18 protein-coding genes are annotated in these 21,567 nt (G+C 46.4%); 13 read left to right on the forward strand and 5 right to left on the reverse strand.

The genetic code is table 11. The features are described from left to right. The first annotated feature begins 157 nt into the window (after positions 1-157). The 3 genes from serC to CRO25_RS22810 all read left to right on the forward strand — a co-directional run bounded on the left by serC (position 158) and on the right by CRO25_RS22810 (position 2,293). Positions 158-1,267, forward strand: coding sequence for a 3-phosphoserine/phosphohydroxythreonine transaminase (gene serC / locus CRO25_RS22800; protein ID WP_170867852.1), 1,110 nt, complete (start codon positions 158-160; stop codon positions 1,265-1,267). 136 nt (positions 1,268-1,403) lie between these two features. Then, positions 1,404-1,868 carry a tRNA (uridine(34)/cytosine(34)/5-carboxymethylaminomethyluridine(34)-2'-O)-methyltransferase TrmL gene (gene trmL, locus CRO25_RS22805; RefSeq protein WP_063564245.1) on the forward strand — a complete coding sequence of 155 codons (465 nt, stop codon included), beginning with the start codon at positions 1,404-1,406 and terminating at the stop codon, positions 1,866-1,868. A 170-nt stretch (positions 1,869-2,038) separates the two neighbouring features. Beyond that, positions 2,039-2,293, forward strand: coding sequence for an AbrB/MazE/SpoVT family DNA-binding domain-containing protein (locus tag CRO25_RS22810; RefSeq protein WP_024629045.1), 255 nt, complete (start codon positions 2,039-2,041; stop codon positions 2,291-2,293). 94 nt (positions 2,294-2,387) lie between these two features. On the opposite strand, the gene CRO25_RS22815 is transcribed toward CRO25_RS22810, so the two are convergent. Together CRO25_RS22815 and CRO25_RS22820 are read right to left on the reverse strand one after the other, a co-directional pair. Continuing rightward, positions 2,388-2,819 (reverse strand): GNAT family N-acetyltransferase, encoded by a 432-nt coding sequence (locus CRO25_RS22815; RefSeq protein WP_072734025.1) that lies wholly within the window; start codon positions 2,817-2,819, stop codon positions 2,388-2,390. Continuing rightward, on the reverse strand, positions 2,816-3,733 hold the full coding sequence (locus CRO25_RS22820; protein WP_079696554.1) for a serine hydrolase: 918 nt from the start codon (positions 3,731-3,733) through the stop codon (positions 2,816-2,818). The genes CRO25_RS22815 and CRO25_RS22820 overlap by 4 nt, the downstream gene beginning before the upstream one ends. A 464-nt stretch (positions 3,734-4,197) precedes the next feature. On the opposite strand from CRO25_RS22820, the gene CRO25_RS22825 reads away from it, so the two are divergent. The 7 genes from CRO25_RS22825 to CRO25_RS22855 all read left to right on the forward strand — a co-directional run bounded on the left by CRO25_RS22825 (position 4,198) and on the right by CRO25_RS22855 (position 15,419). Continuing rightward, positions 4,198-4,962 (forward strand): alpha/beta hydrolase family protein, encoded by a 765-nt coding sequence (locus tag CRO25_RS22825; RefSeq protein WP_079696555.1) that lies wholly within the window; start codon positions 4,198-4,200, stop codon positions 4,960-4,962. Positions 4,963-4,973: 11 nt separating this feature from the next. Then, complete coding sequence (locus CRO25_RS22830; protein ID WP_063564249.1) at positions 4,974-5,933, forward strand: sugar ABC transporter permease; 960 nt, start codon at positions 4,974-4,976, stop codon at positions 5,931-5,933. An 18-nt stretch (positions 5,934-5,951) separates the two neighbouring features. Beyond that, entirely contained in the window at positions 5,952-6,854 is a 903-nt protein-coding gene (locus tag CRO25_RS22835; RefSeq protein ID WP_063564250.1) for a carbohydrate ABC transporter permease, read from the forward strand. Between the two features lie 54 nt (positions 6,855-6,908). Further along, positions 6,909-8,507, forward strand: a complete 1,599-nt coding sequence (locus CRO25_RS22840; RefSeq protein WP_063564251.1) for an extracellular solute-binding protein — start codon at positions 6,909-6,911, stop codon at positions 8,505-8,507. A 134-nt stretch (positions 8,508-8,641) separates the two neighbouring features. Next, on the forward strand, positions 8,642-10,807 hold the full coding sequence (gene bglX, locus CRO25_RS22845) for a beta-glucosidase BglX (RefSeq protein ID WP_079696556.1): 2,166 nt from the start codon (positions 8,642-8,644) through the stop codon (positions 10,805-10,807). A 124-nt stretch (positions 10,808-10,931) separates the two neighbouring features. Continuing rightward, entirely contained in the window at positions 10,932-14,303 is a 3,372-nt protein-coding gene (locus CRO25_RS22850; RefSeq protein WP_063564253.1) for a GH36-type glycosyl hydrolase domain-containing protein, read from the forward strand. Positions 14,304-14,402: 99 nt separating this feature from the next. After that, on the forward strand, positions 14,403-15,419 hold the full coding sequence (locus CRO25_RS22855) for a LacI family DNA-binding transcriptional regulator (RefSeq protein ID WP_063564254.1): 1,017 nt from the start codon (positions 14,403-14,405) through the stop codon (positions 15,417-15,419). Between the two features lie 346 nt (positions 15,420-15,765). On the opposite strand, the gene CRO25_RS22860 is transcribed toward CRO25_RS22855, so the two are convergent. Further along, positions 15,766-16,830, reverse strand: coding sequence for a phosphodiester glycosidase family protein (locus tag CRO25_RS22860; protein WP_063564255.1), 1,065 nt, complete (start codon positions 16,828-16,830; stop codon positions 15,766-15,768). After that, complete coding sequence (locus CRO25_RS22865; RefSeq protein ID WP_063564256.1) at positions 16,827-17,237, reverse strand: hypothetical protein; 411 nt, start codon at positions 17,235-17,237, stop codon at positions 16,827-16,829. The genes CRO25_RS22860 and CRO25_RS22865 overlap by 4 nt, the downstream gene beginning before the upstream one ends. Before the next feature lie 441 nt (positions 17,238-17,678). Here CRO25_RS22865 and CRO25_RS22870 point away from each other — a divergent pair, with 441 nt between their 5' ends. From CRO25_RS22870 to CRO25_RS22880, 3 genes are all read left to right on the forward strand, one after another. After that, on the forward strand, positions 17,679-18,335 hold the full coding sequence (locus tag CRO25_RS22870) for a response regulator transcription factor (RefSeq protein WP_063564257.1): 657 nt from the start codon (positions 17,679-17,681) through the stop codon (positions 18,333-18,335). Positions 18,336-18,476: 141 nt separating this feature from the next. Beyond that, positions 18,477-19,700, forward strand: a complete 1,224-nt coding sequence (locus CRO25_RS22875; RefSeq protein WP_063564258.1) for a PLP-dependent aminotransferase family protein — start codon at positions 18,477-18,479, stop codon at positions 19,698-19,700. A 239-nt stretch (positions 19,701-19,939) separates the two neighbouring features. Then, complete coding sequence (locus CRO25_RS22880; protein WP_063564259.1) at positions 19,940-20,566, forward strand: FMN-dependent NADH-azoreductase; 627 nt, start codon at positions 19,940-19,942, stop codon at positions 20,564-20,566. 100 nt (positions 20,567-20,666) lie between these two features. On the opposite strand, the gene CRO25_RS22885 is transcribed toward CRO25_RS22880, so the two are convergent. After that, a complete protein-coding gene (locus tag CRO25_RS22885) occupies positions 20,667-21,515 on the reverse strand; it encodes a DUF2161 domain-containing phosphodiesterase (RefSeq protein WP_063564260.1) in 849 nt (282 codons plus the stop codon). Positions 21,516-21,567 lie beyond the last annotated feature (52 nt).

A 21,567-nucleotide genomic window follows, 5' to 3' on the forward strand; every position in this document is an offset into this window, starting at 1 on the left:
GGCTTTTCCTTGAATTGAACGATGTAGTGCATTAACTTTGCAGGGTGATAAAGGAATTTGATAACCCTGATTCGCAGCTTCGGTGCTTATTGCCCTTGAAGCAGATAGGGAATACTGATATCATAGCGATAATATTCACTTCATATGTCAGCTACGGATGGAAAGGGCGGGGGATTTTGTGACAAAGAGAGCGTATAATTTTAATGCAGGACCTGCGGCGTTGCCACTTGAGGTTCTGGAGCGTGCTCAGGCAGAATTTGTTGATTTTCGGAATACAGGGATGTCGATTATGGAGATGTCTCACCGTGGAGCGGTGTACGAATCTGTACATAATGAAGCTCAGGAGCGTTTGTTGTCTCTGCTAGGCAACCCCAAGGGATACAAGGTCCTCTTCCTTCAGGGCGGAGCCAGCACTCAGTTCGCCATGCTGCCGATGAACCTGCTCGGGGAAGGGCAGACAGCCAGTTACGTCATGACAGGCAGCTGGGCCAAGAAGGCACTGTCTGAGGCGAAACTGATTGGGGAGACGCAGGTCGCTGCATCTTCCGAAGCGGATAAATATATGAAATTGCCGGATGTGTCGAATCTTAGCTTCCCGGATCGCACAGCTTATGTTCATTTGACGTCTAACGAAACAATTGAGGGAACTCAATTCAAGTCATTCCCGGATACCGGTTCAGTTCCACTTATTGCCGACATGTCGAGTGACATTTTCTGCAAACCGTTTGACCTTAATCAATTCGGCATGATCTATGCGGGTGCACAGAAAAACCTGGGCCCATCAGGGATTACGGTTGTTATTGCTCGCGAAGAACTGGTTAGTGAATCTCCTAAAACGATTCCGACGATGCTTCGTTATAGTACACATGTGGACAACAATTCTCTCTATAATACACCACCGTCCTTCTCCGTATACATGGTGAACGAGGTTCTGAAATGGATCGAGGAACAAGGCGGATTGGCTGGAATTGAACAGAAGAACGTGAAGAAAGCGGATTTGCTCTATAATGCGATCGATTCCTCCGGAGACTTCTACCGTGGCTGTGTAAATCCGGCAGATCGTTCCCTGATGAATGTGACCTTCCGCTTAGCTAACGAGGACTTGGAGAAACAGTTTATCAAGGCTTCGGAGCAAGAAGGATTTGTTGGTCTGAAAGGGCATCGGAGTGTTGGCGGCCTGCGTGCTTCCATTTACAATGCTGCTCCATATGAAAGTGTTAAAGCACTTACGGACTTCATGTCCCACTTCCAGAAGACTAATGGATAAATAACCTGGCAGCGAGTTGTGAATTCAAGCATTACACTTGTGTTTTACCAGAGCCTTCCACATTGACGTGTGGAGGGCTTTTCTTTAAGATTAGAGAATTGTCGTTTACATGAAATGAAAAGGAGATTGAACACATATGGCTTTACATATCGTTCTGGTTGAACCGGAGATTCCGGCAAATACGGGCAATATTTCTCGTACATGTGCGGCTACCGGCACACATTTGCATCTCGTGCGTCCACTTGGATTCCGTACGGATGATGCCACACTGAAACGCGCGGGTCTGGATTACTGGCATGCCGTTCATATTGAATATCATGATTCGTTTGCCGAGGTTCAGGAACAGTATCCTGAAGGGCGTTTCTTCTACGCAACCACGAAGGCAAAGAACCGTTATAGCGATTTTAAGTTTCAGGATGGAGATTTTCTGGTGTTCGGTAAAGAGACCAAAGGCCTTCCTCCAGAGTTAATTGCTGCTAATCCAGAAACTTGTATGAAGATGCCGATGACAGGTGATGTTAGATCATTGAACTTGTCAAACTCAGCAGCAATCATTGTGTATGAGGCATTGCGTCAACTTAATTTCCCGGGTCTTGATTAATCCAATTCGCGTATAAGTGACGGTTAGAATTCGCTAAAAAAACATTTTTCAAAAAAAAGGACAAAAAATGTTTTTTTCCAGCAGGATTCGACAAAATCTTGGCGAATTAATAAACATAGTACAAATGTACCTAGAAATTTAGAGTAAGATAGGAGAGGTGTGCCGTAGCTATGAAGCCAGCTGGAGTCGTTCGCAAAGTTGACCAATTGGGTAGGATCGTATTGCCTAAATCTTTGCGTAAAAGGTATCAAATGAATGAGGGAGATCCTGTAGAGATCTTAGTACAAGGGGACCATATCATTCTAGAGAGATACCGTCCAAAATGTATTTTTTGTGGATCGATGGAAGAAGTCAATGAGTTCAAAGAGCGTTACATATGCGCACAATGTTTAGATGAAATGACCCAGCTTCCACAGCACGGGTAAAATAAAAAGTATCATGGCCTCTAAAGGTCATGATACTTTTTTTGTGTGGAAAAATCATGTCCACTTCCAATTTACCGGGATCAAACGAATGGATTCAGCTATTCGTGTTGTATTCCATCACCCAATATTTCTCCCCGGGTGTACCTTCTTCAATGACTTTTTTCCAACCCTGTCGTTCGTAAAAGCCAATTGCTTTATGATTATCAGATACACATTTCAATCGAACAGGCTGCTGCATAAGTGAAATTGACGCATCAAGTAAGCGTGAACCTGTACCCCCGCCGATAAAACCGGGATGGATAAACAGAAGGTGAATAAAGTTCTCGGGAAGATATAGCGAAGCGAAGCCGAGAAGCTGTCCTTCTTCATTTTCAGCCACGAGGATATATTCTTCAACGGTGTCTGTATCAAAATCCTGTAGGGACAGCTCTTCCGGCTTAGCCCAGTGGAACCGGGCACGTCGCGACTCGAGATAGATGATTCTCAACTCCGCATAATCTGCCTGAGTGGCTGCTCGTATAATCAAATGATCCCCTCCAGAATAGGCAATATATCTGACCATACATGATCAAGAATGGCTTGCATATTTTGTTCATCACTATTGATGGCAACGACGGACTCCAGCTCCGGTAGGACAACACATAGTTGACCATTGGCGCCATCAGCACGGTAAGCGTTATGGGAACATCTCCAGAATTGATATCCATAACCTTGTCCCCAGTCGCCGTCTCCTGGTGTAGGGATCTGTTGTGTTGTCGCTAATCGGATCCATTCCGCAGGAATGAGCTGCTCGCCGTTCCAGTGGCCCTCCTGAAGCAACAGTTGACCGAACCTGCCTAATTCCTCATTGGTGAGTTGCAGGCCCGCACAGCCCAATGTAATGCCTAAGGGAGAAGTCTCCCACTCTACATTCGTAATGCCCAGTGGCTCGAATAGCCGGGGAGTCAGATAGTCCTTAACGGTTTGACCAGAGGCAGCCTGGAACATGGCGGAGATCATAAACGTATCTGCACTGCTGTATGTAAACGTTTCACCAGGAACTCTGTTCAAAGGAAGGGACATGTAATATTTCGCCCAATCTTTCTCAGGAAGGGTGGCTCGCTCTTCTGCCCATAACACAGGTACGTCATGCCCCGATGACATTCGCAGCAAATCGTACAGGGTGAGGTCCGCAGGAGGGAAGGCTGTTAAATGGGAAGCAGGTGTTGGTGATGTGAAATAGTCTCCTAGTCTGGATTCAAGTGTAAGTGTGCCCGCATCCAAAGCAAGTCCAATCGCCATGCAGGTGAACGATTTGCTGACAGAATGCTGTAAGCGGCGCATATCGCTGGTGCGATCCCACGCTCCGATTGTAACCCCTCTCTGCAATACCCGAACAGAATGAACGTTTAACTGCTGCTCATCTATGTGATGAACAAAAGAATTAATAATACTAGACATCTTAACATCCTTTCTAAAAAAGAAGAATTTTAACTGTTGGTGAAACGTTTCCGCAATCTGGATCAAAAATTAGAACTTATGTTAGTACAAACGAAGTTCAATGTCAATGAATAGGTGCAAACGGTTACTTAAAGGAAATTGTTTCAAATTAAAAGTGCCTTTTGACGCAAATTTTATCACGGAAAATCAGTTTTTTGAGAAAAAAGCGCGAAATTTGTAAAAAGGTTATTGACAGGGTTTGTACTTCGGGATTATGATTTATTCGAAACGATTCGAAGAAATCGCTTCCACGTAAAATGTGTTGTAATCAAGTCCAAGTAAATCAACGTTGGCTATGTTTTGAAACGATTCGAGAAAATCGTTTCGATAACCGAGCGAAATACGGGGGAATCACTGGAAGTTGCAACAAAAAGGCAGAGAAACAGAAGTTTACAGACAGCAGCCGACGATGAGAGGGGTTACATATGGCGCATATAACGATCGAAACCGGATCGCCTACGTTATGCATGAATACAAGCATACATGTAGTGTCCAGTGACTCCGGAGACACTTCAGGCGGTACGCTATATTTGCTGCATGGGGCAGGCGATAACGCAAGTACATGGCAACGTTTGACTACAATTGAAATGTATGCGCAACAATATGGCTGTACCATCATTATGCCGGAAGCGAACCGAAGCTATTACACCGATATGGAATACGGCCTGAATTACTTCCATTACATCACTCAGGAGCTGCCTGAATTCTGCAGGCGTCAGCTCAATCTCAATACAGACCCGGCAAAGACTTTCGTAGCCGGTCTATCCATGGGTGGGTACGGTGCATTGAAATGTGCACTGACATATCCCGAGAGGTACCGCAAAGCGGTGTCCTTATCAGGTGTAACTGATATTCAGACCCGGCTTCACGATCTGGAGATGCCATCAGGCATGATCAAGGAAATGAAAGCGGTTTTTGGAGAACGGTTACAGGTAAAACCTGATCAGGACCTGTACGCACTGTCTGCCAAGCTGTTGAAGCAAGGTGGAGATTTACCGGATATTCTGAGTTGTTGTGGTGACATTGATCCGTTTGTGGATATGAATCGCAAATTCGCGGAATACATGCAGGAAACGGATTTTGAGTTTCGGTATGTGGAGACACCGGGTACCCATGAATGGAGATTCTGGGAGCAACACCTGAGAACAATGTTTGATTTTCTGTATAACGACAAGACCAAAGTAGAGTGAGGAGATGCAATTTGAAACCTGCAGCCGAAGGACCTAGCAAAAAGCTGAAGGGAAACTTGAAAGGCAATTCGCTCTGGAGTGAAATCTGGAAGCACAGAATGACGTACACCCTGCTTATTCCAGGGCTCGTCTGGCTGATCCTGTTTGCCTACATGCCAATGGGTGGCCTGTCTCTTGCGTTTAAAGACTACAAGGCAAACCTGGGGATCTGGGGAAGCCCATGGAGCGGATTTGAGAATTTCAAATACGTTTTCCGGGATCCAACCTTTATTGACGCGGTATGGCGGACGCTGTACATCAACATTCTAAAACTGATTATTCAGTTCCCGTTCCCGATTATTCTTGCCCTGTTGTTGAATGAATTGCGGATGCGCAGAGGGAAAAAGTGGTTCCAGACGGTTCTTACGTTCCCTCACTTCCTTTCATGGATCATCGTATCCGGGGTAGTCATCAACGTCTTGGCTTATGACGGACTGGTAAACAGCGCACTTGGTTTGCTTGGATTGCCAACCATTAACTTCCTTGGTTCCGAGTCTAACTTTGTACCGATGCTGCTGTTGACGGATATTTGGAAATCAAGCGGATGGGGTGCGATTATCTTCCTGGCAGCCATTTCCGGTATCGATCAGGATCAGTATGAATCGGCGCAGATTGACGGTGCTTCCCGTATGCAGCAAATGTTCAAGATTACATTGCCAAACATTCTTCCAACAATCACCGTCATGTTCATTCTGTCGGTTGGTGGATTGATGTCTTCCGGTTTCGACCAGATCTTCAACTTGGCAAATGCCGCAACTAAAAATGTATCGGAAGTATTGGATGTATATATCTATCGGATTACGTTCCAGTCCTCAACGGACTTCTCATTCTCGACAGCGGTCAGCTTGTTCCGTTCCCTCGTGAATATGGTCTTGCTGCTTCTCGCAGACAGATTTGCCAAGTGGCTTGGCGGAGACGGTTTGTTCCGATAAGAGAGGAGGAAAAATGAAATGAGTAAGAAGTCTAACAAAAAACCGAGAATTGGTACAGAAAAAATGACATTTCTCGATTACATTATTTTCGCCATTTTACTTGTGCTTGCTCTGATGATTCTGATTCCGTTCTGGAATGTCATTATGATCTCGTTCGCAACACAAAAAGAATATGCTGACAATCCATTTTTGATGTTCCCTAAAGAATGGACATTGGATTCCTATAAGGCGTTGTTCGCTGACGGAACGATTCTGTCGGGGTACAAAAATACAATTATTTTGCTAGTCATCGGTTTGCCACTCAGCTTGTTCCTGACAACAAGCATGGCATATGGCCTTAGTCGCAACAAATTTCCGTTCAAGAAATTTCTCTTTTTCTTAGTACTGTTCACCATGATCTTTAATGGTGGTATTGTACCGCTGTACCTGATCATGAAATCACTTCACCTTACAGGTACGCTGTGGTCCGTTATCCTGGCGGGAAGCTTCAGTGCTTTCAACATGATTCTGATGATGAACTACTTCTATACCTTGCCTGAATCGCTGATGGAATCGGCGAGATTGGATGGAGCAGGAGAGTGGAGAATTCTGTTCTCAGTTGTTCTTCCGCTGGCTACACCAATTATGGCTACAATCACGTTGTTCTACGGTGTGGCGTACTGGAACAGTTGGTATGATGCGATGATATTCCTTCGAAAAGCGGATCAGTTACCGCTCCAGAATGTACTCAGAAACATTATCGTCACATCCCAGACGAACGCATCCAATGCATCCAGTGTGGATGCTGCCCAAGCAAGCAATTTCTCAATGGGTATGAAGATGGCGGCAGTATTTGTCACCATGGTACCAATTATGTGTTTCTTCCCAATGCTGCAAAAACACTTTGCCAAAGGGGTATTAACAGGGGCTATCAAGACCTGATTATACGTATAGGATTTTGCATTAAAATTCTACTAAAAAACATGGGGGTAAAACATGAAAACGAACAAAAAGTTGTCAGTAAGAGCTCTCTTTGCCATCACGCTTAGTGTAGTTATGCTGATGGTGACCGCTTGTTCCAGCCAAGGAGCTTCAGGTGGTAACGAAAAAGATGCAGAGGGAAATTACAAAGACAACCTGACCATCTCAGTAGCTAACCTGACAGAAATTAAAAACGGGAACTTGGATAATGACTTCCACAAGTTCTGGACAGACAAGTTCAATGTAACATGGGATTACAACTATATCGATTGGGATTCATGGGGCGAGAAGCTTCGTCTGTGGATCAACTCTGGCGATTTGCCGGATGTAGCAGTATGGAACTACGTGCATGGCGATGCCATGAACAGTATTGATCAAGGCCTGTTCTACAAATTCCCGGATGACTGGAAAGAACGCTGGCCTAACGTGGCAGCAGCCTACAAGTTGACCGGTCTTGGAGACAAGCTGGAAGAACTGACGGGTGGAACATACGTCCTGCCAAGACCAATCTATTTCGAGAACAAACCTGCTGACCCATTGACGAACCAAATTGGTGTTATTGCGCTTCGCAAAGACTGGGCTGAAGCGGTTGGTTTCGAACTGAAAGATGCATATACAACTACTGAATTGAATGAATACGCTGAGCTTGTGAAAGAAAAAGATCCAGGCAAAGTGGGCAACAAACTTGTACCTCTGTCCTACAATGCGGCAGATGCCATGACGAATATCATTATGCCGAACAGTGTGCATGCCATGACTGACTCTCCGTTCTATAAAGGAGAAGATGGACAGTTCCACTGGGGACCATCAGATCCTGAAACTCTGACAGGACTTAAATTGATGCAAAAAGCCTACAAAGATGGCTTGCTCAATCCTGAGTTCTACACATGGAAAAACAATGAAGGTCAAAACAACTTCAAAGTAACAGGTACAGCTGCAGTAACAAGTCTGGGCGGACTGGCTTCGTACAGACAAGGTCTGGATTCCGATATGAGAAAGAATCTGGGTGTAGATAGTGATGACCTGGTACACACAGCAATCGTATTGGGTGATGATGGGAAATACCGCAACATGGAGCAAGCGAACTTCTGGTCTGCATTGATCTTCAATCCGAACATCAGTGACGAGAAATTCGAACGGATCATGGATCTGATCGACTACTCGACTACCAAAGAAGGACAACTGCTCATCAACATGGGCTTCGAAGGTAAAGATTGGAAATATGATGAAAACAAAGAACTGGTTAGCTTGCTGCCAGAAGGAACTGTTCTGGAAGACAAATACCCAGCACGTTTCGAAGGTCTGTACCTGCTGGGTGACGACTTTAGTGTTGTAAACCCTGCAATTAAAAAGGATTACCGTGATAGAGCTGTGAAGCTGTTCGAGGAAAAAGCAAAACTCGGTACAGAAGGTCAGTCACTCGCAACATACGACTGGGATATCAACCTGTACGATTCCAAAGCTAAAAGTCAGGCTTCATTCGACTACCAGAATGAATATGCCAACTTGATCCTCAAAAATGGAGATCTTGAAGCGAACTGGAAAGAATGGGTAAACAGTAAAATGTCCCTGGTTCAACCTTATCTGGATGAACTGAACAAAGAATTCAAGTAATCATTCAGTAATTAGCAAGATGGGATATGACAGGTGTGTTCTGTCTGTCCCATCCAATCGAACCCGGTGCGCGGTCTCTCCCCGAACGCAGCCGGGTTCTTTATTTCAACAACATGTAGTGGAGGATAATGTCTATGAATAACGAGCAGTTGCTAGACCTTGTAAACCAAATGACCCTGGAAGAAAAAACGGCCCAGCTGCTTCAGCTGACCGCTAACTTTTATGAAGGAACCAATGTTGAAGGTCAGATCACAGGTCCAATGGAAGAGATGGGAATCACGGAGCAGTCCGTGGATGCCAGTGGCTCCATTCTGGGATTGTCTGGTGCACAGGCCATTATAGATGTACAGCAAGCTTACCTGAAAAAAAGCCGTCTCGGCATTCCGCTCTTGTTCATGGCGGACGTCGTGCATGGTTTTAAGACCATTTTCCCCATCCCGCTAGCCATTGGCTGTTCATGGGACACCGAACTGGCTGAGAAAAGTGCTGAGATTTCAGCACGTGAATCCGCCGTATCTGGCCTCCATGTCACTTTTGCACCGATGGTCGATCTTGTTCGTGATCCGCGTTGGGGTCGAGTAATGGAGACGACAGGCGAAGATCCTTATTTGAACAGTCTGTTCTCTGCGGCATTTGTACGTGGATATCAGGGCGACAGTTTGAAGGATGAGCCGGATCGTCTGGCGGCTTGTGTAAAACACTTTGCAGCATATGGGGCAGCAGAAGGTGGTCGTGATTACAACACGGTCGACATGTCTGAACGCAACTTGCGTGAGTACTATTTACCGGCTTACAAGGCAGCACTGGATGCAGGCGTCGAAATGGTTATGGCTTCATTCAATACTGTAGAGGGTATTCCAGCGAGCGGAAATGAGAAGCTCATGCGTGACATCTTGCGTGACGAGTGGGGCTTTGATGGTGTATTGATCTCGGATTGGGCTTCCATTCGCGAGATGATTGCTCATGGCGCAGCTGAAGATGATCGTGAAGCTGCATACCGCGCCATTCGTGCAGGAGTGGACATCGAGATGATGACACCTTGTTATGTTCATCATCTGCCAGAGTTGATCAAGAACGGAGAAGTGGAAGAAAAGCTTATTGATGAAGCGGTGCTGCGTATTCTGCAACTGAAAGAAAAGCTGGGATTGTTCGATAATCCACTGCGTGCAGCGGATCCGGAGCGTGAGCGCGAGATCGTGTTCTCGAAAGAACATCGTCAGGTATCGTATGAGCTTGCAACCAAATCTGCTGTATTGTTGAAAAATGATAATGACGTTCTTCCACTCAAGCCAGAAGCCAATGTAGCGTTAATTGGACCTTTTGCCCAAAGTGAAGACATTCTCGGATGGTGGTCCTGTGAAGGTGTCAAAGAAGATGCCGTTAAACTCGGAACTGCTTTGCAGGAACGTCTTACTGCCGGGAAAGTTCATATTGCTCAAGGCAGCAACGTTCACACGATCACCGCTGAACAGATTGCTGAAGCGCTTGAAGTAGCAAGCAAAGCCGATCTGATCGTGCTTGCACTTGGTGAAGATTCCGAAATGAGTGGTGAAGGTGGATCGCGTACGGATATTCGTTTGCCAGCAGCTCAACTGGAATTGGTTAAACAGCTCAAAGCAGCCGGCAAACCAATCGCCAGCGTTATTTTCAACGGTCGCCCTCTGGACTTACATGGTGTATTTGAAGAATCCGATGCTGTGCTTGAAGCGTGGTTCCCGGGCAGTGAGGGTGGAGCGGCCATTGCCGATGTATTGACAGGTGTGGTGAATCCATCTGCGCGTCTGACGATGTCCTTCCCGCAATCTGTAGGTCAGATACCGGTATATTACAATCATTTTAATACAGGACGTCCACTCAATCCGCAAAAGACGGAAGAGCGTTATGTTTCCAAATATATTGATAGTCCGAATGATCCGCTGCTTCCGTTTGGCTACGGCTTGTCATACACCTCGTTTGAGTATGGTGACCTGGAAGTTTCAAGCAATGAAATGACTGCTGATCAACCTCTGACAATCCAAGTGCGTGTAACCAATGCTGGCGAACGTGCTGGCGTAGAGACGGTTCAGTTGTACGTACGTGATGTCACTGGTGAAGTTGTACGTCCAATGCGTGAGCTGAAAGGGTATGTCAAGCTGTCACTCGCACCGGGTGAAAGTGGTACGGCTGCATTTACATTAAACGAAGAACAGCTTCGTTATCATCATTCCGATTTGAGTCATCGCAGTGATAAGGGAACATTCCACATTTTCGTAGGGCCGAATAGCCGCGATACATTGGAGAGCACGTTCAAGCTGGTGTAATGGGATACACCTCATATCGATGAATGATTGAACTCATCATACAAAAGCAGCAAATCTGCACTGCCTTCTTCTCTTCTGTTCAGCAGCAGGGAACAAGGCAGGATAGGAGGATATGAATAGATATATGAAGACCATGAATAAATCTCAAATCAACGTACAATCCGGCGACCTGTGCTTTACGTTCTGGGAAAGCGGTGATTTGTTCAAGGCTGTAAGTGGAACAACGATGATTAATCAGTGGATGGCTAGTCCGGTGGACGGCTCCATGAACAATCTATACTTGCGTTTTCACAGTGAATCTGGCATTCGTTTTGTGCCAATGCTTGGCATTCACTCCGACAGCCAGGTGAGCACCGACAGCAGTCGTATGGTATGGACAGGTACCGCTGAGGGTGTAGGCTATCAGGTTGTATTTGCTCCAACAACAAAAGGTGTATGGTTCTGGGATGTAACCGTAAACGGTAATGGAGAAGAGGTCGACGTGGTCTATGGCCAGGATGTCGGCAATGCCGATCCAGGTGCGGTACGCAGCAATGAGGCTTACTTGTCGCAATATATTGACCATGCCGTATTTGAGGATGCGAAACTTGGATATATCGTAGCTTCACGGCAGAATCAACCGCAGGGCGGGGCTTTTCCTTATCTTCAACAGGGTTCATTAACCCGTGCAGCAGGTTACTCCACAGATGGATTTCAGTTCTTTGGCTTGAGTTACAAGGAGACGAATGTCCCTGAAAGTCTGGGTAAGCCAACACTTGCGAATGAAGTGTACCAGTATGAATTTGCATATACAGCCCTGCAGTCCGAAAAAGTGGTGTTGAGTGGCGAAGCTCGCTTTGTGTTCTATGGACTCTTTCAGTCTAACCACGCTGAAGCGGTGAAGGAACTCGAATACCAGGATGTTCTCCAACAGGCTTGGGACGAGTATGAAGCGAAGCGTCAAGAGAATGCAAGCACGGTACAAGCAGTATCCAACGTATTCCCAAAAGTATCTCTCCATCCGGTAGTGGGTGAACCCTTGCCTACTTTATCGATGACCGAAGAAGAAGTGAATTCCCGTTTCCCGGCTTCGAAGAGACATCAAGAAGAGCGCGCGGATGGTAAATTGCTGGCGTTCTTTACAGATACGTATGAGCATATTGTGCTCAAGGAAAAGGAAATGCGTGTGGAACGTCCGCATGGACATATTCTGATGAGTGGTAACAATGTGAAGCTGGGTCAGAACGTAATCACAACGTCTTCCTATATGTATGGTATCTTCAATTCCCATGTGGTTGTGGGAAATACGAACTTCAATAAAATGATGAGCAATGCACGTAGCGCACTCAACATACCCAAATCATCCGGTCAGCGGATCTACGTCGAGGTTGAAGGAATCTTCCACCTACTCACGATGCCTTCCCTGTTTGAAATGGGCTTCAACTATGTTCGCTGGTATTACAAAACAGCTGAGGATACGCTGATTATCACGAATTATACAACTTTGGATACTCCTGAAGTACATCTTCATGTGAAGTCGGAAAAAGGAATAGCTTATCGATACTTGATTACCAATCAGATTACGATGAATGTGAATGAATATGAACTTCCTGTTCATGTTTCGGAGCAGAATGGTGAATTGATCTTCAAGGCAGATCACAGCTCCCTCAGTGCCGAAGTATATCCTAATCTGGAGTACCGCATGCGGGTAAGCGGAGCAGGAGTGACGGTTGGCGATGAGACTGAACTGGCTAGTGGAGTAAACGCAGGCGACGACTCACTGACGACTTTACGACTGGACAGCAGTGCTGAATGGACATTGACCATTCAAGGGCTGTTGGAAGGAGGACAGATTGCATCCTCGACACGCAGCTTCGAAGAGGAAGTGGCAGCTTATCGTACCTTCTATGCAGAAGTGATGAATGGGTTCCATTTGTCTCAACCTCAGAAGCAAGGAGCAGATGAGTTGTTCAAAGTGAATGCTCTTGCATGGTGGTACACCCACAATATGCTGGTGCATTACTCTGTTCCTCACGGATTGGAGCAATATGGCGGTGCAGCTTGGGGTACACGGGATGTCTGCCAGGGTCCGGTCGAATACTTTATGGCTACACAAAAGTATGAGCAGGTTCGCGACATTCTGAAGACGGTATATTCGCATCAGTATGAGGATGACGGTAACTGGCCGCAATGGTTTATGTTCGATCGTTATTTCAAAGTTCAGCAGGAAGAAAGCCATGGTGACATTATTGTTTGGCCTCTCAAAGTGCTAAGTGATTATCTGATTGCCACCAAGGATTATTCGATTCTGAATGAGGAAGTACCTTATACCGTAAAACATGGTTTTGACTTTACTGATCAGACAGCCAGCGTGCTGGAGCATGCCCAGAAAGAACTGGAGTATATCCGCAGTCATTTCCTGCATGATACATTCCTCTCTTCATATGGTGACGGGGACTGGGACGATACATTACAGCCTGCCAATGCTCAATTGAAGCAATATATGGTCAGCAGCTGGACTGTGGCGCTCACCTATCAAACGTTGAAGCAGCTATCCAGAGCGCTTGCGCCTGTGAAACCGGAGCTTTCTTCGGAATTAAGCGATATGGCAGCGGGTGTGAAAAGGGACTTCAGCAAGTATATGTTGGATACCGATGTGATTCCGGGCTTTGTATATATGGAAGATCCGGCACAAGCGAAGCGCATGCTGCATCCGGATGACAGCGAGACAGGTATTCAGTACCGTTTGCTGCCGATGACACGCAGCATGATTGCCGAGTTGCTGGAACCTGAGCAAGCGCAATCCCATTATGAACTGATCAAGGACAAGCTGTACTGCCCGGATGGTGTCAGATTGATGAATCGTCCAGCACAATATGATGGCGGCGTCAGCACTCATTTCAAACGTGCAGAGCAGGCATCCAACTTCGGACGTGAAGTGGGCTTGCAATATGTTCATGCTCACATCCGTTATATTGAAGCCATGGCGAAGCTGGGCAACCCGGATGAGGTCTGGAATGGGCTGGGCATTATCAATCCAGTGGGTATTCAGGAAGCTGTTCCTAACGCAGATCTACGCCAGAGTAATGCCTACTTCAGCAGTTCTGACGGGAAATTCAACAACCGTTATGCAGCGCAGGAGCAGTTCGATAAGCTTCGCACCGGAGATGTGCAGGTGAAGGGCGGCTGGAGAATCTACTCCAGTGGACCGGGAATCTACATGAATCAGCTCATTTCGAACGCCCTGGGTATTCGCCAGGAGGAAGAAGATCTGGTTCTGGACCCTGTGTTACCTGTCAGCTTGGATGGCTTGCATTTTGATTTCCAATTTGCCGGCAAAAAGGTAACCTTCGTCTATCATCTCAGCGGAGAGGCCGTACAACGTATTGTGCTGAATGGCAAGGAACTGGATGCGACTAGGTTGCAACAACCTTATCGTCTTGGTGGACTGCGTATTTCACGTAAGGAGCTTGAACAGAGCCTGAGCGAGAATAACGTGATTGAGATTTACAGTTAATCGTGTAAACGTTAGTCCATTTTATCAAGTATAAATATTTTAGATGTCAGGTCCTTCGATTTCGAAGGGCCTGATGAACATAACAGGGGAGCGAAGAATGTGGTCAGTATCAAGGATATCGCCAAACAGGCGGGAGTTTCGATCTCTACCGTGTCATACGCTCTGAATGGTAGCAACAAAGTGACAGATGAGACCCGTTCCAAAATTTTGGCTATCGCCAAAGAGCTGAACTATGTTCCCAATGCTGCTGCCAGAACATTGAAGAAGAGAGAATCCAAAATTCTGGGTGTATTTCTGACGGATTTTAGCGGGGATGTATATGGAGACTTACTTAGTGGTATGAAATCTGTATGTAACGCGCAAGGGTACGACCTGATTGTGTGCAGCGGGAAACAATCTCATCGAATGCTTCCGGAGCGAATGATTGATGGTGCTGTCATTCTGGATCATACATTTGCGAGCAAGGAACTAATGCAATATGCAGACATAGGACACAAGATTGTCGTTCTTGACCGGGAACTGGATCACCCCAATATTAATCAGGTTCTACTGGATAACAAGGCAGGAGCAACCCTTGCGATGGAGCATTTGATCGAACAGGGACACACGAAGATCTATGTCGTGACAGGTCCTGAAGGTTCATTTGACTCGGCTCAGCGGTTGAAGGCTGTGAGGCAAGTATCGGAGCGGGAAGCGAATGTGGAATGGATCGAAATTACCGGAGATTTCGAGAAGAGTGGCGGAGAACGGGCAGCCGAACGTATTATTCAGGAATATACTCAACCAGTTGGGGTGTTTTGTCTCAATGACGAGATGGCGATTGGGATGTGTGACCGGCTCGCTGATAGCGAGTTAAACATTGGTCAGGAGATTGATATTATCGGATTTGATAATATTGAACTTAGCAAATATGTGCAGCCAAGACTGGTCACGATTGATTATTCCAAACGAAAATGGGGCGCACTGGCAGCCGAACAATTAATCAAGATTATTGCCGGAGAGCCTGTTGATCATGAACGCATCTACGTGACACTGGTGGAGGGCGGGTCGGTAAACAGCAAGGTACAGTCAGCATATCTTGCACAAGCCCAAGGTGAAAAGGCGGTTAGCTATTGACGACGCTGCCCCCTCTTCATTCCATGGATGTTGTGTTAAACGACGACTGTACAGCAAGAGACAAGGCTTAGAAGAATTGAAGCATTCTTTTAAGCCTTGTCTCTTGTTTAGCTTGTTTATTTGACCCATTATAAAATGAAAAAACCTCTCACCAGGAGAGGCTTGGCCCTTAAAGGCCCTTAGTTTTGTCATTGTTGTAGGATGAAGTGAGAATGCCTGTAAGGAAGAGAGCCAATACAATTGCAATAATCCAAAATGTCAGTGAAAATGACATACCATAGCACCTCCTGCAAAATCTTTACTTCTATTATAACCATTATAGGAAGAAAAGAAATGCTTCACTCCATCATTTGTAAAATAAAAAGTGAGTAGGTACCGGTCGGAGGCTCCCATCCGAAGGGTTATTCACAACCCGGTTGTTCACGATGAGTGAGGACGATCCGCCGCCATCCAGATTATAGGCGTCCATGACGCCAAGTTTGTACAAACGTCCTTGCAGCTCTTCCAGGGTGGCTCCTGAGCTGCCCCCTTCGTTATACCCGTCAACAACGATAATCAACAATTGATCGTCCTTGTAGTTGCCGATCACGGTGCGTGGAGCCCGCTTGGGTGAGACTTTCCATTTGGCGGGAATGACCGTTTTTTGTCCATTCTGCAAGAGCACGGGTACAAATGTGGCACCAAATTGGGGTTGTAGGCGATCCAGGGAACTTTTGTCGAAAAATTTACCGCCTACCAGCTTACCGGCATTATCAAGACCTACAAAAAACAGATCCTTAAAGCTGGCCTGAAAACCATTCACATACTTGCCGTCCATAACGGTAGTACTCAGCGGATACCGTTTTCCGCCGCTGTCGGCGAATCCTCCGGCATTAATTCCGGCAATGGCACCGCTGCGCTTGACCGCTTGCATAGTTGTCTCAGATCGGCCTGGCTCGCTGTCCAGAGCCATCTTCATGGCCGTGGGGTCTTTTAGCTTGATTTTCATCGCATAGCCTTTATAGGCGCCTGGATTGACCCTATAGAGTTCAATCGTAACTCGATCACTGTCTATCCGTTCAAACGGAACGCCCAGCTTGGATGAGATCCGTTGATTGTAGATCGTTTCCGGGCGAGCGGCTTGAACCGTAGCCTTCTGTACAAGCGTCGACATCGTACTCGTTGTCTGATTGTACAGCTGTGTTGTTCTTTTAATAGAAGAAGAAGTCTGAACAGCAGCTTCTTTTGCCCCTGCAAGCTCTTGGCTAATTGCCTGGGTCCGGGGTGTAACATTCTCTTCAGCCAGACCGGAATGAATGAAGTCTCCCGGTTCAAGCGGAGGACGAATCAGCAGCATGCATAACATCAATCCAACAAAAGGAGCAAGTGCAAGCATAAATAAACGATTAACCTTTTTTACGGGTGTAATCATTTGAGCAGGTCCATCTTTTTCTGGAGTGTCTCCAGTTGTTTTTTGACTTCGCTCAGTTGGGTATACAATTTGTTGCTGTTGTCGGTTTTATCGTTTGCATTATCCTTGGTGAAAGTCAGTAATTCATTAAAGGACTGCACCTGGCCCTGCAGGTCCGCTACTTCCTTGGATATCGTTGTTAGCTGCTTTTCGTAGTCGGCTTTGAGCGCTGCAATCTGCTGTTGATTATGGGTCTGAAGCTGATTAATCATCTGTTGCTGGAGGTGGTTACTATAATAGTAGGTTCCGAGTACTCCAAGTGCAATGAGAACAATCCACATGACCAGAAACAGCTTGACTGAAGATCCGGCCTTACCTTTGGCGCTCCGGGTGTGATGGATGTCAGAAGGTTGGACAGAAGGTTTCATATCATCACTCCTGGTTATTTATAGGTACAAAAAATTTTCCAGTCCTCATTCTATCATGCCACTATTGATTACGCAAAAATGAAATTCTTTGAGTAATAGGATAAAAAGAGATTGCATCGGAAGGAAGTCCTAGGATACAATTTCTTATAGATGCAATAAGTAGGAACTTTGGGCAAGTTTTTCGACTTTTTTAGATAGAAATGCAGGAAATTTATACTATATTTTGATCTTTCTTCGCTTGGGAAGACAAAAGTCCTGATGTGACGACAGCAAAATACAGTAGAAATAGAGCTGTTCTTACAGCTGTATCAAGTGTTTTTCTATTTTTCGACATTATCCGACTTTTACTTCTTCTATACACGGACTGTCGCAAGGATAGAGGCATTATCATGGCTGATGGTAGAAAAGGAATTTGTCCAATACATAACAGGGGGAACAACAATGAAAAAAGTATGGCAGGTGGTCATCGTAGATATCCACCCCACCAGCATGCTGGGAACAAAATTGATTTTGGAAGAACAGCAGGATCTGTTGGTACGGGGGATGACTTCGACCGGGTCCGAAGGTCTTGACCTGGTGAACATTCACCAGCCCGATCTGATTTTGATGGATTACCGGCTTCCTGAGGGCCAGGCGGATCAGTATATATCCCAAATGAAAAATCTGTCGGCTCATAGTCACATCATTATTCTAACGGACGAGGACAATGTAAAATTATTTCGTCATCTGATCAGTCTTGGTGCTAGTGGTATGCTGTCCAAACAGGCTTCCCCTAGCCAGCTGATTCATCTGATTTCCGGGTTGCGTGAGGGATGTGTATCCATTCCTTTATCATGGTTAGCCAGTTCAGAGTGGGCTCAGCCCGTCGAATCTCCTGCAGAAGAACTTATTGTTGAATTAACAGAAACCGAAACTTTTATCATGGAAAGAATTGTTCAGGGCGTAACCTATGATAAAATAGCCAGTGAGATTAACGTTAGCAGACGTTCGATTGATAATTACCTGCGTAAAATATACGTGAAACTGGATGTAAGCAGCAGGGCACAGGCGATTGAACGTTACGCTTTATATGCGAGGCAGACCAAAACCGTATCCTGACGAGCATGGTTCCATGAATCCCTATATACGATGACTCGTCAAGTTTCCGGTCTGGTCATATTCAGTGTCCAACAGGAATAGGTTGTAGGGGCTACGGACTGCGAGCACAGTTCGGATTAGGGATGAAAGGGGAACGGACCGATGAAGTATTTCTTCGCCTCCCGTACAAACAGGCTTTTGACATCACCGCTGAGGGACATACGTGAGATGTCTGGTCGGGATTATTTCATTTCTCTGGCAGAAGAACTGCCTGCGGAGGAGCTGTTTCCATTCAAACTGCTGGAAGAAGCAGCGGTGTCTGTATTTAGTTCCGGACCCTCCGCATTGCAGTATGGCGAGCCGGCAGGGTACAGACCGTTGAGAGAATGGCTGGACAATGATTGGAATGCTCGCAAGGGCATACGGACAGTCCCGGAGCAGATTTTATTGACCACAGGGACTCAGCAGGCCATCGATCTTGTGATGCGTTTGCTGCTTGAGCCTGGAGATTCCGTACTGGTCGAGCATCCTACCTCTCCAGGCTGTCTCGAGGTTCTGGAGATGCAAGGTGCCAAAATCGTGCCCGTCACAGGCGATGGGGATGGCATTTTGCCTGACCTTTTGGAGCATCACATGCAGCAGGTGAGACCGAAGCTGCTTTTTGCTGCACCCAGTTTTTCCAATCCAACCGGCGTGCTTTGGAGTATGGAACGGCGTGAGGCTGTGCTTGATCTGTGTTCACGCTACGGAGTGCTGCTCGTGGAAGATGACTCCTATGGTGAACTTCATTTCGATGGATTGGAACCAGCAGACTTCTACCGGAAATATCCTTCCCTCTTTGCGCTGGATACAGCGGATCAGGGTGGACATGTTCTCTACATTGGTTCGTTTAGCAAAACTGTAGCACCTGCCCTGCGTACAGGTTGGGCTGCCGGACATCCGGCCTTGATCCAGGCTATGGCCTCCGTGAAACGGATAGCAGACGGACAGTCCAGTCCCATGAATCAGCGGTTATTGTATCAACTGCTTGCCCATTCTCCTTTTAAGTGGAGTGATCATCTCTCCATGCTGAACAGGGAGTATAAGACCAGACTCAAGCTTATGCTCGAATTGTTGAAGCGCCCGGGTTGGAAAGGCAGTCAGTATAGCATTCCTGAAGGGGGGATGTATCTGTGGGTACAGTTACCGGATGGATTGGACAGCGGAGCTCTGCTCAAAGCAGCGCTGTTAAAAGGGGTGTCCTTCCTTCCCGGTTCCCTCTGCTCCACGGGTGAACAGGATCATCGGTACATCCGGTTGAACTTCAGCCATCCGGGCCGGGATGAGTTGCTGCTTGGCATGAATCTGATCAGTGAGTCCATAACAGAGTTTACAGCCCGGAGCTAAACCGGATTTAGAAAAGAAAGAATGTAGGGTCAAATTCATGCCTGGAACCTGGGACAACAGAAGTTCCAGGCATTGGATTTGGAAGCAAATAGGTTACCCCCAAAGTAATTACGTTATTGCATCCACTAACATTTTTATATATAATATGTATTAATGAGTTGTTGTTTTCTTTATATAAGCTGCAATCATTGCAAGTTCAGGAGAAGCACTCATATATTTTAACTAACGGGGGAACGAACATGTCTAACATTTTATTTGTCAAAGCAAACGACCGTCCTGCAGATCAAGCAGTCAGCGTACAATTGTACGATGCATTTTTGAGCGCATACAAAGAATCCCACCCAGGTGACACAGTTACCGAACTGGATCTCTACAATACAGATATTCCTTACTACGGCAACACTGTAATTACAGGTGGATACAAAGCCGCTAATGGTATCGAAGCAACTGCTGAAGAGCAAAAAGCAGCTGCACTGGCAGCACAATTGCAAGATCAATTCTTGGCAGCAGACAAAGTAGTATTTGCATTCCCACTGTGGAACTTCACTGTTCCAGCACCACTGGTGAACTACATTTCCTACCTGAGCCAAGCTGGAAAAATGTTCAAATACACTGCTGAAGGCCCTGTAGGTCTGGTAGGCGACAAAAAAGTGGCATTGTTGAACGCACGTGGCGGAGTTTACTCCGTAGAGCCTATGGCATCCGCTGAAATGTCCGTTAAATATGTAACAAATGTACTGAACTTCTGGGGTATCCAAAACCCTGAACTGGTTATCGTTGAAGGCCACAATGCTTCACCTGACCGTTCCCAAGAGATCGTAGCAGCAGGTCTGAAATTGGCTTCCGAAGTAGCAGCAAGCTTCTAATAGCCTAATATATAGAAACACGAAAAAGCCCATCATCTCCATTCGAGATGATGGGCTTTTTCGCATCTTCATTTTGCATGAAGCTACGTTACCTGTTGCCTCAGTCATTCTTTCCATGGATCAGGTAGGGCTCCGCTACTTCCGCAATAAACTCAAGCTCACTGTCGTCATGTTGATTCAAGGAAATATCCATTTCTAGTTCATTTATACTCCGTTCAATCATATCATTATCCTCAAGCATGTGAGCATGCTCAGTTAGTGCCTGCACACCCTTAACCGTCAGCACATATCGTCCACGGGATAAGCGCTCGAACCAGCCATAATAGTTTTTTTGCAAAATGGCCGCAGCGGAACCCACACTTGTCTGTTTACTGATCGAGGCGGGGGAGGCTTCTCCCTGAGCGCGAAGGGCGGAAGCTACACGTAATGCTTTTTCCCTGTAAGCGGTGACCAGCTGCCTGCGTGTGCTTCCTCCTGTGTTGTAGTCACCACTTCGCTCGTCGAATTCCTTCAGCAGTCGTTGCCGCCGTATACCGCCTTTACGGACACCGGTGCTGCCGCTACCAGACATAGGAGCTTGGGCAGCAGGTTCGCACAGCACATCAATCAGAGGTGATTTGGTTTTGTAGAACGTAACGGTGATAAGCCCTAGCCCAAGTTGTCTGCACAGTGCGGTCAATTCGCCCCAGCGCTGGTTCACGGCACCACGCTTGCTGCGGTTCCGCTCAACTGCCAGATACACGAAGGGGCTGAGCTTCAGGCGCTGCATTCCCTGTAACAGCAGAGACAGATTAAATGTTTTTTTCATCTCCACAATGAGTGGTTCATTCTGATCCGATTTGACCCCAACCAGGTCACAATGTTTGACTTCAGCCTTCACGTCGTAGCCGCGTCGTTCGAAAAAAGCCTTTACAGGCGAATATAACTCGGTTTCGTACTTTACTGCCATCGTTTCTGCTCCTTTCCTGAAGTGGCTCGTCTCTGGCCATCTATTGTTCCGT

Source organism: Paenibacillus sp. RU5M (assembly GCF_900221055.1).
Taxonomy (GTDB): Bacteria; Bacillota; Bacilli; order Paenibacillales; family Paenibacillaceae; genus Paenibacillus; species Paenibacillus marchantiae.

Excerpts from the sequence above, each read along its gene's own strand:
- serC (WP_170867852.1), top strand. The coding sequence starts at position 158 with ATGGAAAGGGCGGGGGATTTTGTGACAAAGAGAGCGTATAATTTTAAT.
- trmL (WP_063564245.1), top strand. The coding sequence starts at position 1,404 with ATGGCTTTACATATCGTTCTGGTTGAACCGGAGATTCCGGCAAATACG.
- CRO25_RS22810 (WP_024629045.1), top strand. The coding sequence starts at position 2,039 with ATGAAGCCAGCTGGAGTCGTTCGCAAAGTTGACCAATTGGGTAGGATC.
- CRO25_RS22820 (WP_079696554.1), bottom strand. The coding sequence starts at position 3,733 with ATGTCTAGTATTATTAATTCTTTTGTTCATCACATAGATGAGCAGCAG.
- CRO25_RS22825 (WP_079696555.1), top strand. The coding sequence starts at position 4,198 with ATGGCGCATATAACGATCGAAACCGGATCGCCTACGTTATGCATGAAT.
- CRO25_RS22835 (WP_063564250.1), top strand. The coding sequence starts at position 5,952 with ATGAGTAAGAAGTCTAACAAAAAACCGAGAATTGGTACAGAAAAAATG.
- CRO25_RS22840 (WP_063564251.1), top strand. The coding sequence starts at position 6,909 with ATGAAAACGAACAAAAAGTTGTCAGTAAGAGCTCTCTTTGCCATCACG.
- bglX (WP_079696556.1), top strand. The coding sequence starts at position 8,642 with ATGAATAACGAGCAGTTGCTAGACCTTGTAAACCAAATGACCCTGGAA.
- CRO25_RS22850 (WP_063564253.1), top strand. The coding sequence starts at position 10,932 with ATGAAGACCATGAATAAATCTCAAATCAACGTACAATCCGGCGACCTG.
- CRO25_RS22860 (WP_063564255.1), bottom strand. The coding sequence starts at position 16,830 with ATGATTACACCCGTAAAAAAGGTTAATCGTTTATTTATGCTTGCACTT.
- CRO25_RS22865 (WP_063564256.1), bottom strand. The coding sequence starts at position 17,237 with ATGAAACCTTCTGTCCAACCTTCTGACATCCATCACACCCGGAGCGCC.
- CRO25_RS22870 (WP_063564257.1), top strand. The coding sequence starts at position 17,679 with ATGAAAAAAGTATGGCAGGTGGTCATCGTAGATATCCACCCCACCAGC.
- CRO25_RS22875 (WP_063564258.1), top strand. The coding sequence starts at position 18,477 with ATGAAGTATTTCTTCGCCTCCCGTACAAACAGGCTTTTGACATCACCG.
- CRO25_RS22880 (WP_063564259.1), top strand. The coding sequence starts at position 19,940 with ATGTCTAACATTTTATTTGTCAAAGCAAACGACCGTCCTGCAGATCAA.
- CRO25_RS22885 (WP_063564260.1), bottom strand. The coding sequence starts at position 21,515 with ATGGCAGTAAAGTACGAAACCGAGTTATATTCGCCTGTAAAGGCTTTT.